Source organism: Pseudomonas sp. TE4620 (assembly GCF_056279045.1).
On sequence record NZ_JBWBQO010000001.1, the window covers coordinates 2,499,665 to 2,512,828 of the forward strand.

The window sequence follows — 13,164 nt, forward strand, 5'->3', positions numbered from 1 at the left end:
TTGGCCATGAACCCTGCAAATTAGTGGCTGCCCACGTGGTTCGCGAGAAACTGATTTTAAGCAGTAAACGGATCGATAACCCGCTCAGACTAAAACAGGCACCCCCTCCTCCTTGCCAACCGCATGCCCACCCGCGACAAAATCCTCTTTGCGCAACACCACCAGCGCCAGCAGCGACGCCACCCCGGTGCCCACATAGAAATACCAGGGCGCAGTGATGTCGCCGGTCACCTTGATCAGCCAGGTAGAAATCAGCGGCGCACTGCCGCCGAACACCGCCACCGGAATGTTGTAGGCCACGGCGATGCCGGTGGAGCGGATGCGGGTGGGCAGCAACTCGCTCATCAAGGCGTAGGTCGAGGACGCGTACAAACCGAACAAAATCGCCACGGCCATCAGCGGCCAGAACAGGGTCGCAGGCGTGGCGCCCGGCGCGGTCTTGAAGAACCAGTACATGGCCAGGGTTGCCAGGGTGCCGATCACCAGCAAGAACGGCTTGCGCCCGTAACGGTCGGTGAAGGCGCCGCCCAGCGGCATCACCAGCGCCGCCGAGAGGCTGGCGACGAAGACGTAGAGCAAGGTGGTGCCGCTGTCGAACTTGAGGGTGTTGGACATGTAGGTCGAGGCGAAGGTCAGCACCAGGTAGAAGATCGAGCTGTGCAGGGTGATGATGAAGAACACCAGGGCGATCGCCCGCTTCCACTGCCAGACCTCGCGCAGCGGCGCCTTGGAGGTCTGCCCGGCCTCGACCAGGGCGAGGAACTCCGGGCTGTCTTCAAGCTTGAGGCGGATGTACATCGAGATGAAGCCCAGTGGGCCGGCCACCAGGAACGGAATACGCCAGCCCCACTCCTGCATCAGCTCGGCGCCAAGGGCCCAGGTCATGCCATTGGCCACGGCGCCGCCCAGCAGCAGGCCGAGCACCGCGGTGACCATCAGCCAACAGGTGGCAAAGCCGCGGCGGCCGGGGCCGGCGTATTCGGAAATGAAGCTGGTGATGGTGCCGATCTCGCCACCGGCCGAGAAGCCCTGCACGCAGCGGATCAACACGAGGATTATCGGCGCGGCGATGCCGATGGTGGCGTAGGTTGGCAACAGGCCGAGCAGGAAGGTCGAGCCGGCCATCATCACCAGCACGGTGATCAGGGTTTTGCGCCGGCCGATTTTGTCGGCCAGGGGGCCGAAGAACAGCCCGCCCAGAGGCCGGATGAAGAAGCTCAGGGCAAAGGCGGCAAAACTTGCCAGCAGGCTGCTGGTGGGGTCGTCAGAAACAAAAAACGCCTTGCCGATGTACACGGCGAGAAAGCCGTAGACGCCATAGTCGTACCACTCGATCAAGTGGCCGGAGGTGGCGCCGATAAAGGCCCGGCGCCGCTGGCGCTGGGGGTTGGAAGCTGGCACACCCATAGTGGGGACTCCTGTCGTAGTGCTATCCATGAAATACCGCGCTTCAGAGGTTGATCAGAGGCTGCGAAGGCTCCTGTAACCACTGGCGCAAGCGGGTCTTGAGAATCTTGCCATAGCTGTTCTTCGGCAGCTCGGGGCAAAAGACGAACTTTTTCGGTTTTTTGAACGAGGCCATGCGCGCCAGAAACCACTGGTTGAGGGCCTGCGCATCGAGGCTATCGGGTGAACGCAAGGCCACGAAGGCTACCACCGATTCGCCCCATTCGGCATCGGCCTCGCCGACCACGCACACCTCGAACACTTCGGGGTGCTGCATCAGCACTTCCTCGACTTCGCGTGGGTAGATGTTGCTGCCGCCGGAGATGATCACATCCTTGCAGCGATCGGTGAGGGTCAGGTAGCCCTGCTGGTTGAAAAAGCCAATGTCGCCGGTCAGCAGCCAGCCGTTTACCAGGGCCTCTTGGGTGGCTTGCGGGTTGTCCCAGTAGCCCAGCATCACTACTGGCCCGCGCACCACGATCTGCCCCGGCTCGCCCGCGGCCACCGGCTGGCCTTGGGCATCCACCACGCGCACCTCGACGCAGGCGTGGGCACGCCCTACCGAGGCGGCGATCTGCGCCCAGTCGGCGTGCCCGCGATCGGCGATGGCCTGGCGCGACAGCGCGCTGATGGTCATCGGGCATTCGCCCTGGCCGTAGATCTGCACCAGACGCGGGCCAAAGGTGTCCAGGGCCTGGGCAAGATCGGCCAGGTACATTGGCCCGCCACCGTAGACGATGGTCTTGATGCCTTCGCCGGCATACCCCTGCAGGCGCGCCTGGTCGACCATGCGCTTGACCATGGTCGGCGCGGCAAACAGGCTGACCTGGCCCAGTTGCTGCGCAAGCTCAAACAGCTCCGCCGCCTGGAAGCCGCGCGAGGCCGGCACCACATGGCGGGCGCCACAGCGCACATGAATGAAGTTGTACAGGCCGGCGCCATGGGACATCGGCGCGGCGTACACCACCGCGTCACCAGCGGCCACCGCATCGACGTCCAGTGGATAGCACAGGGACATGGCGATCAAATTGCCATGGGACAGCATCACACCCTTGGAGCGCCCGGTGGTGCCGGAGGTGTAGAACAGCCAGGCCAGGTCGCTGTCCTGGCGCGGGTACGGCTCGGGCAGTTGCTCATCCGCCAAGGGGCCTTGCGGGCTCGGCGTGTGCGCCGCCAGTTCTTGGCAGCCGCTCGGCAACGCGCCGCTGGCGAACACCTGGCCGTCATCTGTGTAGACCAGCCGGGCGCCGGCATTGGCGGCAATCCAGGCGGCTTCCAGGGCGTGCAGCTTGCTGTTGATCGGCACCGCCACCGCGCCGCTCCACCAGATGGCGTACAGCAGTTCGAGATAGCGGCAGCTGTTCTTCATCAACAGCGCCACCCGCTCGCCGGGCGCAATGCCGTACTGCTCGCGCAGTTGCACGGCGCGGGCCCGGGCCTGGGCGGCGAACGCCTGGTAGTCGGCAACCTGGCGCTGCCCCTCGAACAACGCCGGGCGCTGCGGCCAGCGCTGGGCCGCATCGCGCAGCCAATGGGCGATGTTCATCCTCAGGCCTTGACCGCTTGCAGGACACTGGCGTAGTTGGCCACGGCCATGCCGCCCATGTTGAACAGCAAGCCGAACTCAGCACCGGGTACGCCCAGGCCGATGGGTTCGCCGGTCAGCTGGGCAAAGCCCAGGGCATGCATCGACACGCCGGTGGCGCCCACTGGATGGCCCTTGGCCTTGAGCCCACCCGACAGATTGACCGGCAGGCGCCCGCCCTGGCGCACGATACCGTCGTCGAGGGCGCGATGGCCTTCACCGCGGGGGACCAGGCCCATGGCTTCGTAAATCAGCAACTCGGCGATGGTGAAGCAGTCGTGGACCTCGGCAAAGTTCAGGTCGCCTAGGGTCACCCCGGCTTCGCGCAAGGCACCCTGAATCGCCCGCTGCGGCCCCTCGAAGGCCAGCACATCGCGGCGCGACAGCGGCAGGAAGTCGTTGACCTGGACCATGGCACGAATCGCCACCTGGCGGCGCATCGAACGTGCACGCTGCGGCGAGGCGAGGATGATCGCCGCCGCGCCGTCACTGATCAGCGAGCAGTCGGTCAGGCGCAGGGGCGGTGCGATCAGCGGGTTGCCCGAGGAAACATTGTTGCAGTGTTCGAAATCCATCAGCCGGTGCATCTGCGCCAACGGGTTGGCCATGGCATTGGCGTGGTTCTTTACCGCAATCGCGGCCATCGAGGCCAACGGGCTGTGGTAGCGCTCGGCATACTGCTGGGCCACCTGGCCAAACAGCTGGGCGAAGCTCAGGCCGGCCTCCTGCATGGCGTTCTGGTAGCCGGCACCGGCCAGGGCGCGGGTGACTTCGACGGTGCTGTTGCCGGTCATTTTCTCGGCGCCGACCACCAGCACCAGGTCGGCGGCGCCGCTGCGAATCGCGTTGATGCCGGCCTGGATCGCCGCCGAGCCCGAGGCGCAGGCGTTCTCGCAGCGGGTGGCGGGCTTGAAGCGCAGTTGCGGGTCGGCCTGAAGCATCAGCGAGGCAGGAAAGCCATCGGCCACCAGGCCTGAGTTGAAGTGCCCGAGAAACAGCGCGTCGATCTCGCCGGCGTCGATCTCGGCGTCTGCCAGGGCTTCGCGGGTGACCTTGACGATCAGGTCTTCGAGGTTGAGGCCATCCAGGCGACCAAAAGGGCTGTGGGCAGCCGCGACGATGGATACGGAATCGTGTGTCATGGTGATTTTCTTCTGTCCTTGAAGCGCGTATTCCATACAATGATTCAGCGCCCGAATCCCACGCTAGTTGGGGCAACTACTTACGCCAGTAAGTAGTGCCCGCCAACCCGGTGCACACCGACAAACCCGAGGCAGGACGCCCGATGACCGAAGACGCCCCGCACTTCCAGGACCTTGAGCGCCTGGCCTTCCAGGTTTCCCCCGCGCCGCAGATGATCACCGGCCATCGGCGCATGCTCGACTGCAACCAGGCCTTTGAGCGCCTGTTCGGCTACGAGCGCGAGCATCTGCAAGGCAACCTGACCCTGTTGCTGTACCCCTCCCACGCCGACTACCAGAGCATCGGCGAACGCAGCGAGCACTGGCTGCGCAACGGCCCCGGCGCCTTCTACTCCGACGAGCGCTTCATGCAGCATCGTAATGGCGAGGTGTTCTGGGCCCGGGCCCACGGCTTTTCGCTGACGGTCGAGGACCCGTTCAAACTGATGGTCTGGCATTTCGAGCGCCTGGACCGCCAGCCGGCGCCGACCATCCAGCTGACCCCGCGCGAACGCGAGATCTCGCTGCATATCGTCAACGGCCTGACCTGCAAGGAAGTGGCGCGCAAGCTGGGGATCTCCCACCGCACCGTGGAAGTCCACCGCGCCCGGCTGATGAAGAAGCTTCAGGCCAAGAACAGCGCAGAGCTGGTGTCGAAGATCATCTTCATCAGTTGAGCGGCGTCAGGCGTTTCCCTTGGCCTGCTGTTCCAGGTGCACCTGCAAGGCCGGATCGATCTGCAGCGCGCCGGCCAGTTCGTCAAGGTAGGCCCGCTCTGCGTCCTGCTGGTCATCCACCAGCATTACGCTGGCCAGGTACATTTCCGCGGCCATGCCTGGGTCCTGGGCCGACTGCGCCACCTCGCCAGCATCCAGTGGCTTGCTGACTTCCTCATCCAGCCATTGCTGCAGTTGCGGGTCGTTGGTGTGACGTTTGATTTCAGCGTAAATCAACGCTTGTTCTTGCTCATCGATACGACCGTCAGCCTTGGCTGCCGCAATCAGCGCGCGCAAGATTGCATGACTGTGGCCCTCGGCCTCGGCGCCGGACAATTGATCGACCGTACGCAGCGCCTGTTGCGGGGCCGTCGCCTGGCTGCGCTGCCAGCTTTGATAGGCCTGGAACGCCATCATGCCCAACGACGCCAGGGCCGCGTAATTGGTGCCTCCGGCGGAGCGCCCCTGGGTAGAGCCACCCGCGTTGCCCCCCAACAGCCCGCCCAGTAGACCACCCAGGCCAGCACCGCCCGCCGATGCACTGCCGCCGCCAAGCAGCCCGCCCAGCAAGCCGCCCAGACCGCCCAGGCCGTCTTGCGCTGACCTGCCGCTGCTCCCTTGTTGCGCTTGCGAGCCCTGCCCGGCGCGAAGCAGCTGTTCGAGTAGATCACTGGTGTTCATAGCACCGCCCTCGGTCGGTAGTTGCTGTTTAGACAAGCAACGATAGCCCCCGCAAGGCGATCTGCCATGACCGTCTGGCCGACGGCTAACCCGGGGCTTACCGAGCACGCAGGTTTATGTGAGCATAGCCACCCCGCCCTGCCCCGCGCCCCACGAGAGGCTGTATGACGACTTTCCACAGAACCGCCCTGACGCTGACCCTGGCCGTTGTCGGCCTGTTGGCGCTACCGAATCTGCATGCCGCGAGCAAAGCCGGCAGCCAGACGAAAGCTGAAGTAAAGGTCGCGGTGCTCGGCGGCAAGTTCAGCTTCACCCTGCCGGCAGGCTTCATCGCTAGCCCCTTGAGCGCCGACGAACAGAGCAGCGAAGGCGCCGGCGCCGTGGGCACCCTGTATGCCAATGCGCAGGAAAAGCGCGTGGTCATGGTGGTCGAAAAACCGCTCCCCGAAGCGTCGCGCCCAGGTGACAACGACGACGCCTTCCTCGACGGCGCCGTCAGCGGTTTCGTCGAACGCCAGAGTGCCGGGCTGCCAGACTTTCGACAAACCGGCGAAGCGCGCCTGAACCGCAACGGCCTTGGCGTGCGACAAATCGACAGCACGGCGACCCTGGGCGGCGGCAAAACCTTGAACAGCACCTTTATCGCAGGCTCCGGCGAGCGCATGGCGGTCATCCAGGTCATTTCCCGCAGCGACCAAGCCAGCAGTCATGCGGCGCTGGTCAAGCGAATCGCGGGGCAATCCTCGGTGCCGGTTTCGGAATCTCGCAAAAATCAGGGTAAATAGCATGCAAGCGCCCCCCCGCTTGCGAGGGGTAATCCATCAGAACAAATTATCTATTCCTGCGGACCGTTCCATCTCAGGTCGCAAAACCTCAAGCACCAGCCTTTCAGTTATTTGCTTGACAACGTTAAGGCCCTGCATGAATTCGCCTTCCGATATATCTTTTTCACACAGCAGGATCTTCTCATAGAGAAAATTAAAGCTACCCTCTTTATTCCCGGCCTTCTGGTTAGCCATCAGGATAAACATGCTCACCAGCGCATCCTTGACCACCTCGTCATTCATCAAGCCCGACAGTTCCTGCATTCGATCCTTGTTACCCTCAAGCAAAAAGACAAAGGGCGCAAGGAAAACCTGGTTCAGCCCAGACGCTTGCAACAGCTTGCGGGTCGCCAGGGTGTAAAGATAAAAATCAAGATGGGCAGTGAAGACAAACCAATACGCAGATTCGTTCATCTGGTATTTTCTGGAATAGCCATTCACCACTGACAAAAAGGCGTCCATGAAATCCGACGCAGGTTCGCCCTTGACGGCGAACACATTGATAAATGAGCATACCCTTGAAGCCTTGACTGCTGCTTGCGCTTCGGCCTTTGCTTTACTTCTTGCAAGATCTTCCGTGCGCTGCAGTTCCAGCTCCCGGGCTTCGGCCCGCGCCAAATCTTCTTTGTAATAGTTCAACTCATCATAGAAAAATGACGAATAGTATTTGAACGCCATGTAAAAGAAATCGGTGGTTTTTGCGAGCACATCGCCCTCCAGCCCCGAACACCCTACCAGGGCCGATGACAGCGCCTTCAAGTTATCATCATGCACAATGAACTCGCGAATATGCTCCTTGTCCTTGAAGTTATGCTCACCTATAAGCGCTACAATCTTCTCTTTATTTTGATTTGCCTTAACAAAAAGAAAAAAACCTACCACCTCATCTTTCAGCGAAATATTGCTGAGAATTCCTCTTCCGCCAACATGATTACGCACATCAATGAGGGATGCATCATTCCTTTTCAGCGAGGCATACACCACCCTGAAAACATCAAAAACCAATCCCAGGGGGATTTTCCTGAAGGTCAACGCGAGCGATGCGTTTATGACCACATCCGAACCCACGAATTCGATAGTTGAAATACTGCAAAGCGGCATATGCCCGCGCTCGCCCAGCAGGTTATACACCAGATAATTTTTTGTAAAAAGAACCCCCTCGCCCCACAACCCTAAAAAACTATCATCGAGAAAAACCAGACAGTCATCCTCCGCCATGATCTTCAGATCAACGCGGGTCAAGAAATTATTCAGCTTGAGCTTTTCAATTTTCCCGTCAACAAAAACTCTTTTCAATGAGCTGAACTCATCAAAATCGCCGACTCTTAACATAGACCTTTCGCCTTAACAAAAAACCGGCTGTCCCAGCAGCGCGTGAGAGGGGGTTCCCAGCGCTCCAACATAGCAGCAATCTGCCAGCACCATCAACGAAACAGCCCATCTTCAGAACCGAAGATGTCCAACGAACCCAGCTTCACCGAAAGAGCGTGCTCGAGCGCACGCCCCCCCTACTGCGCAATAACCCGATACCGCGCCAAATTCAGCGCCACCAGCAGCGCCACCACCGCCATCAGCGCCCCGGTGAGGAACCCGCCGCTGTAACCGACCTGCGCGGTCAGCCCCAGCAACAGCGAGGACGACAGCATTTCGCCAAGGTCGCGGGTGCTTTGCACGGCGGTCATGTCGGTGCCGGCCTGGTCGCTTTGCCCGGCAAACGCCATCGAGGCGGTCATGATTGCCACCGAGGTCGCGCCGGTGGCAAACGAGCCCAGCCCCACCGCCAGCCAGATCAACTCGACCCGGGGCGCCACTGGCCCGCTTGCCTGCAGCAGCCAGACCAGCGCCGCCACCCCGGCCATGGCCACCGCCAGCATGAACGCCGGCCACAAGCCCAGCACACGGATCAGCCAGGCACCGCCGCCGCAACCGAGCACGATGGTCACCACGCCGCCGCTCATGCCCAGTTGGCCGATGGCCTGCAACGACCAGCCAGCATCGTTGAGGAACAGTTTCGACAAGCCAAAGCCAGACACCGCGGTCATCGCCGAGAGCAATGCCAGCACCACCAGCGACAGCGCCCCGGGGCGCTTGATGAAGCGCAACAGGCTGGCGTGGGCGACGTCGGGTTGTTTCTCTTTCGCCGGTGCCACATGCAGCCAGGCTACGCAGCACAGGCTCGCCAAGGGCACCAGGGCCAACAGGCCGAAGGCCGTGGTTTGCCCGAAGTGGCCACTGAGCAGCAGCGCCCCGGCGCCGCCGACGAAGAAGCCGAACATGGTGCCGCCGACCTGGATGGCGTTGATCCGCGCGAGCATGTTGTCGCTGAAATACTCGGCGGCCATGCCGTCGGTGGCGATGTCCTGGGTGGCGCTGGCGAACGAAGCGAGGATCAGCAGGCCCACGGCCCAGCCGGCGGTATCGACACTCAGGCCGATGCTCGCCAGGGTCACCAGGCACAGCAGCACAAGGATCTGCATCGGTATGATCCAGCTGCGCCGCCGCCCCAGGCGCGGGCTCCAGTGGTTGTCGACCTGCGGCGCCCAGATGAATTTCACCACCCACGGCAGGCCCACCAATGGCAGGAAGGCCAGGGCATCGAGGGCCGCGCCGTCGTGGCGCAGCAGGGTTGGCAAGGCGTCCATGGCGATGCCGAAGCAGATGCCCTGGGACAGGTACAACAGGGCGAAGGTCAGCACCATGCGCCAGTGTTTCAACAGATCCAGCATGCGAGTCTCCATTCAGATAGCGTTGGCGTCGGCAGCCCGTGCCGTACGCGAAAAAACAGTCAGGCGGCGCACCGCCCACAGGGCACTGGCGCCCACGAGCGACAGCACCAGGTCAATCGGCCATAGGCTCAGGTTGGCGTGCTCCAGGCTGCCAGCCAGGTGCAAGGCGCCAGCACTCAGGAAGGCCAGGCCGGCCACGCTCAACAGCAGGCGTAGCGGTTGGCGCTGCGGCGGCATCAGCGCGGCCAGCAGCAGGCTGGCGATCCAGCAGCCCCAGAACCACGCCGTCAGTGAACTGCGCGGCAACAGCCCGAGGTTGGCCAGCGCCCCGGCGCACAGCAGCACGGCGCTGGCCGCCAGCAACCCGCCGCCGCCACCGACCACCAGGCGCAGCAGCACTTGCCAGCCTGCCCCGCCCTTCAGCCGCCGGCGCTCCAGCCACAGGTACAGGCCGCTGAGCACCAGCACTGCGGCGCCCAGGGCCATGCTGAAATGCACGACGCGCAACAGCGGCCCGGCGTGGGGTAGCCAGCGATAATCGGCAAAGTGCAGCGGTTGCACCGCGATAAACGCCTGCAGCCAGAAGCCTCGGCCACTGGCACTGCTGGTGGCCAGCGGCTTACCGTCATCGCCGCGGTAGGCATGGCGTTCGAACACTGCGGTGCTGGGCAGGCCGGACTCGATGCCGGCCACTTCCAGCCAGGCTCCGGGCTCGCCCCAGTGATGCAGGGTGACGCTCTGGGCGGTGAAGCCCGGGTGCACCGCCGCGTCGTTGCTCAGCAGTTGATCGAGATCGAAGGGCTGGGCCGGCGCCGCCTGCGGATCGACCTGCGGTGGTGCGCCCAGCAGCTGCATGAACGCCTGTTGCGGGGCCCCGGGAAACGCCTGCCCGGCCAGGGTCAGGGTACCCAGGGCGCCAAGGCCGGACATCGCCCCGGTAACCCCGAACAACAGCAGCCACGGCCCGGCCCAGCGGCCGATCAGGCTGTGCAGGTCGTGGGCCAGCAGCCGCGGGCCACGGTCACGGCGCAAGCGCGTGAGGTCCTGCAAGCGGCCACTGTGCAGCACGCTGCCGGCCCAGATCATCAGCAACAGCACCACCCCCAGCAGGCTGATCAGCACCCGCCCGGGGAAGCCGGCAAACAGGCTTTTGTGCAGGTTGAAGAGGATATCGGCGGCGTTCTCTGCCGCCAGCTCCCGGCCAGTGGCCGGGTCCAGGGCCAGGTTACACGGCTTGGCAGGCGCGCACAGCTCGACCACCGCGCGCTCGCCGTCGGGCAGGCGAATCTGCAACGCCTCGGGCGCCAGGCCGTGGCGGCTGGCCACCGGCAGCCATTGCGCCAAGGGCAACAGCGGCCCTGGCGCCAAGGCTGCCGGGCCGCGAAACCAGCTGCGCAGGTCCTCATGGGCCATGCTCCAGGCGCCGCTGAGCAGAATCACCAACAGCAGCACGCCGAACACGCCGCCGGCACCGGCATGCACGCGCTGCACCAGCGCCCGCGGTGCGCCCATCATGACCCGGCTCCTGCCCATGCCAGGCAAGGGCTGAACAGCAGCAACCAGGCGCTGGAGCGGTAGACCACGCGCTTGCAGTCCGGCGCCAGCAGCGCCCACAACAGCACCGTGACGAGAAACCCCAGGCCGAGAAAGATCGCCGCATAAAGCCGCTCAAGCCCGTCGCCCAAGGGGTAGTGGCGGGCCAGCAGCACCGCCAGTTGCAGGCTGCTGAGCACGCTGCCAGCCAGCGCCAGGCTGATGCGCAGCGGCCATGGCCCAAGGCCCGGGGCTGCCATCAGAACGTGCCTCGCAAGGTCATGTTGAGGCTGCGCGGCTCCCCGTAGCGGTTGTTCCAGTTGGAGTTGGAAAGGCTCTGGTAATACTTGCGGTCGGCCAGGTTGTTGCCGTTGAGCGAGGCCGTCCAGTGCTCGTCAATGCGATAGGCAACCCGTGCATTGAGCAACGCATAGCCGCCCTGCTGCATCGATACGGCGCCCGACTGCGCAGAGAAGTCACTCTGCGCCTGCACCCCGGCACCGACGCTCCAGCGCCGCTCCTGCCAAGGCAGCTCGTACTGGCTCCACAACCGCAGCATGTGCCGCGGGGTGAACTCGGCATAGCGCTCGCCGGAGTTGCTGCGGGTGTCCTTGAGGTATTCGGTGGTGGTGTAGGTGTAGCCGGCGAACAGGCTCCAGTCCGGGGTGATATAGCCGGTGCTTTCCAGCTCGAAGCCCTGGCTGCGCACCTTGCCGCCGCTGATGTAGTAGGTGTTGGGGCCGGCGCCGGGGTGTTCCGGGTCGACCTGCGGATTGTTCTCCAGGTCGATGCGGAACGCCGCCAGCGACACGTTCAGGCGGCCCTCCAGCAACTCGCCCTTGACCCCGGTCTCGTAGGTCTTGCCTTCCACCGGCTTGAGCAGGTCGCCGCTCCAGGTCTGCCCGGTCTGCGGCTGGAACACCTCGGCGTAACTGGCGTACCACGACCAGTCCTGGGCGAAGTCCCAGATCAGCCCGCCGTACGGGGTGATCTCGCGCCCGGGCTTGAAGTGATCGCTCGGTGCATCCTGGTCCCACCAGCTGGCCCGGGCACCGACCACCAGGGTCAGCGGATCGAGCAGCTTGAAGCGGGTCAGCGCGTAGACACCCTTGGAGGTGGTGGTGGTCGAACCCGGCGATGTGTAGGCGCCGATACCCGGCTTGGGCACGCTGTGCGGGTCCCAGCGATAGACGTTGACCGGCACGTTCAACGACGTGGTGAAGTCCGCCGTGCGCTGCTCGGTTTCACCCTGGCTGTAGTTGCTGCCCAGCAGCAGTTCATGGCTGCGGCCGAACAGTGAGAACGGCCCGTTGACCGAGGCATCGACGCTCTTCTGGGTGCTTTCGAACTTGTACGCCGCGCCCATCAGACGGCCGCCGTCACCGGTGACGGGGTCAATCGCACCGTAGGCGCCGGCATAACGCAGGCTGGAGTCGGCGTCCTGGTATTCGGCGGCGACCTTGGCTTTCCAGCCGTAGTCCAGTTGCTGCTCGAGCGAGCCGAACACCCGGCGCGTGGTCCACTTGAAGCGGTCCCAGTCGACATCCAGGTAAGTGGAGCGCGGCAGGTTCAGGCTCGAGCCGTCCTTGGCCATCGGCACACCAGCCATGTTGGTCACCGAGTCGATGGTCTGGTACTGCGCGCCCAGGGTCAGCAGGGTGTCCGGGCTCAGGTCGAACTCGCTGATGCCGTACAGCAGCTGAGTGTCTTGCTTGCCGATGTCGTAGAAATAGTCGCGGTCCTCGTAGGCGGCGACCATGCGCCCGCGCACATTGCCAGACTCGGTCAACGGCCCGCCGACATCGACCTCGCCGCGGTAACGGTCCCAACTGCCACCGCTCAAGGTGGTGCTGGCGGCAAACTCTTTTTGCGGGCGTTTGCGCACCAGGTTGACCGTCGCCGCCGGGTTGCCACTGCCGTGCAGCAAGCCATTGGAGCCCCGCAGGATCTCGACCCGTTCGTACACCGCCATGTCCTGCGGTGAGCTGGCGGTGTCGCCGAGCAAGGCCGGCACGCCGTCGAGTTCGAACGAGTTGACCTTGAAGCCACGTACGTAATAAGCGGTGGTCAGCAGCTGGAACGGCTGCACGGTAACGCCAGTGGCTTGCTGCATCACCTCATCGAGACTGAACAGGTTCTGCTGCTCGATGCGCTCGTGGTCGATCACGCTCACCGACTGCGGCGTCTCGCGCAGCTTGAGCGGCATCTTGCCGATGGTGGTGACCCCGGGTGCGGTCACGCTGCTGGCGCTGTCCTTGCCGGTGATCTCGATGTTGCCCAGTTGCAGCGTGCCGTTGCCGTTCTCTGCAGCAATCGCCAGCGCCAACGGATTCAGGCCCAGTACCAGGACCATCGCCAAGTGCGCCCGGCTGCGTTGCCCCATCCGTCCTGCCTTTTTGACTCCCTGATGTAACATTGCCCCGCCCCAATTTCGATAATAATTCTCATTAGTATCCTTCAAACGAGTGGGCG

General features: G+C 63.6%; 11 protein-coding genes. 2 read left to right on the forward strand and 9 right to left on the reverse strand.

The genetic code is table 11. The features are described from left to right. Window positions 1-84: 84 nt before the first annotated feature. Genes ACZ9A3_RS11755 through ACZ9A3_RS11765 form a run of 3 tightly spaced genes read right to left on the reverse strand, consistent with a single transcriptional unit; the run spans window position 85 to window position 4,173 of the window. A complete protein-coding gene (locus ACZ9A3_RS11755) occupies window positions 85-1,407 on the reverse strand; it encodes an MFS transporter (RefSeq protein WP_476252640.1) in 1,323 nt (440 codons plus the stop codon). Between the two features lie 43 nt (window positions 1,408-1,450). Further along, a complete protein-coding gene (locus ACZ9A3_RS11760; protein ID WP_476252641.1) occupies window positions 1,451-2,992 on the reverse strand; it encodes a class I adenylate-forming enzyme family protein in 1,542 nt (513 codons plus the stop codon). A gap of 2 nt (window positions 2,993-2,994) precedes the next feature. After that, a complete protein-coding gene (locus tag ACZ9A3_RS11765; RefSeq protein WP_045198156.1) occupies window positions 2,995-4,173 on the reverse strand; it encodes an acetyl-CoA acetyltransferase in 1,179 nt (392 codons plus the stop codon). 143 nt (window positions 4,174-4,316) lie between these two features. Here ACZ9A3_RS11765 and ACZ9A3_RS11770 point away from each other — a divergent pair, with 143 nt between their 5' ends. After that, on the forward strand, window positions 4,317-4,889 hold the full coding sequence (locus tag ACZ9A3_RS11770) for a LuxR C-terminal-related transcriptional regulator (RefSeq protein WP_045198154.1): 573 nt from the start codon (window positions 4,317-4,319) through the stop codon (window positions 4,887-4,889). A gap of 6 nt (window positions 4,890-4,895) precedes the next feature. Here the strand turns inward: ACZ9A3_RS11770 and ACZ9A3_RS11775 are convergent, their stop codons facing one another. Beyond that, window positions 4,896-5,609 (reverse strand): tellurite resistance TerB family protein, encoded by a 714-nt coding sequence (locus tag ACZ9A3_RS11775; RefSeq protein WP_476252642.1) that lies wholly within the window; start codon window positions 5,607-5,609, stop codon window positions 4,896-4,898. 164 nt (window positions 5,610-5,773) lie between these two features. Between ACZ9A3_RS11775 and ACZ9A3_RS11780 the strand changes: the two genes are divergently transcribed. Then, on the forward strand, window positions 5,774-6,394 hold the full coding sequence (locus ACZ9A3_RS11780) for a DcrB/PsbP domain-containing protein (protein WP_213604275.1): 621 nt from the start codon (window positions 5,774-5,776) through the stop codon (window positions 6,392-6,394). 36 nt (window positions 6,395-6,430) lie between these two features. Here the strand turns inward: ACZ9A3_RS11780 and ACZ9A3_RS11785 are convergent, their stop codons facing one another. The 5 genes from ACZ9A3_RS11785 to ACZ9A3_RS11805 form a co-directional block, all read right to left on the reverse strand. Next, window positions 6,431-7,765, reverse strand: coding sequence for a hypothetical protein (locus ACZ9A3_RS11785; RefSeq protein ID WP_195884291.1), 1,335 nt, complete (start codon window positions 7,763-7,765; stop codon window positions 6,431-6,433). 176 nt (window positions 7,766-7,941) lie between these two features. Further along, window positions 7,942-9,159: a RhtX/FptX family siderophore transporter gene (locus ACZ9A3_RS11790; protein ID WP_258593692.1), complete on the reverse strand. Its 1,218-nt coding sequence runs from the start codon at window positions 9,157-9,159 to the stop codon at window positions 7,942-7,944. Between the two features lie 12 nt (window positions 9,160-9,171). Continuing rightward, window positions 9,172-10,674 (reverse strand): PepSY-associated TM helix domain-containing protein, encoded by a 1,503-nt coding sequence (locus tag ACZ9A3_RS11795; protein WP_476252643.1) that lies wholly within the window; start codon window positions 10,672-10,674, stop codon window positions 9,172-9,174. After that, window positions 10,671-10,952 carry a hypothetical protein gene (locus ACZ9A3_RS11800; protein WP_476252644.1) on the reverse strand — a complete coding sequence of 94 codons (282 nt, stop codon included), beginning with the start codon at window positions 10,950-10,952 and terminating at the stop codon, window positions 10,671-10,673. Before ACZ9A3_RS11800 ends, ACZ9A3_RS11795 begins: the two co-directional genes overlap by 4 nt. Further along, window positions 10,952-13,075: a TonB-dependent siderophore receptor gene (locus ACZ9A3_RS11805; RefSeq protein ID WP_476252645.1), complete on the reverse strand. Its 2,124-nt coding sequence runs from the start codon at window positions 13,073-13,075 to the stop codon at window positions 10,952-10,954. The genes ACZ9A3_RS11800 and ACZ9A3_RS11805 overlap by 1 nt, the downstream gene beginning before the upstream one ends. Between the last annotated feature and the right edge of the window lie 89 nt (window positions 13,076-13,164).

Bases quoted from the DNA above. Each gene is read 5' to 3' on its own strand.
- ACZ9A3_RS11755 (WP_476252640.1), bottom strand. From the start codon at position 1,407: ATGGGTGTGCCAGCTTCCAACCCCCAGCGCCAGCGGCGCCGGGCCTTT.
- ACZ9A3_RS11760 (WP_476252641.1), bottom strand. From the start codon at position 2,992: ATGAACATCGCCCATTGGCTGCGCGATGCGGCCCAGCGCTGGCCGCAG.
- ACZ9A3_RS11765 (WP_045198156.1), bottom strand. From the start codon at position 4,173: ATGACACACGATTCCGTATCCATCGTCGCGGCTGCCCACAGCCCTTTT.
- ACZ9A3_RS11770 (WP_045198154.1), top strand. From the start codon at position 4,317: ATGACCGAAGACGCCCCGCACTTCCAGGACCTTGAGCGCCTGGCCTTC.
- ACZ9A3_RS11775 (WP_476252642.1), bottom strand. From the start codon at position 5,609: ATGAACACCAGTGATCTACTCGAACAGCTGCTTCGCGCCGGGCAGGGC.
- ACZ9A3_RS11780 (WP_213604275.1), top strand. From the start codon at position 5,774: ATGACGACTTTCCACAGAACCGCCCTGACGCTGACCCTGGCCGTTGTC.
- ACZ9A3_RS11785 (WP_195884291.1), bottom strand. From the start codon at position 7,765: ATGTTAAGAGTCGGCGATTTTGATGAGTTCAGCTCATTGAAAAGAGTT.
- ACZ9A3_RS11790 (WP_258593692.1), bottom strand. From the start codon at position 9,159: ATGCTGGATCTGTTGAAACACTGGCGCATGGTGCTGACCTTCGCCCTG.
- ACZ9A3_RS11795 (WP_476252643.1), bottom strand. From the start codon at position 10,674: ATGATGGGCGCACCGCGGGCGCTGGTGCAGCGCGTGCATGCCGGTGCC.
- ACZ9A3_RS11800 (WP_476252644.1), bottom strand. From the start codon at position 10,952: ATGGCAGCCCCGGGCCTTGGGCCATGGCCGCTGCGCATCAGCCTGGCG.
- ACZ9A3_RS11805 (WP_476252645.1), bottom strand. From the start codon at position 13,075: ATGGGGCAACGCAGCCGGGCGCACTTGGCGATGGTCCTGGTACTGGGC.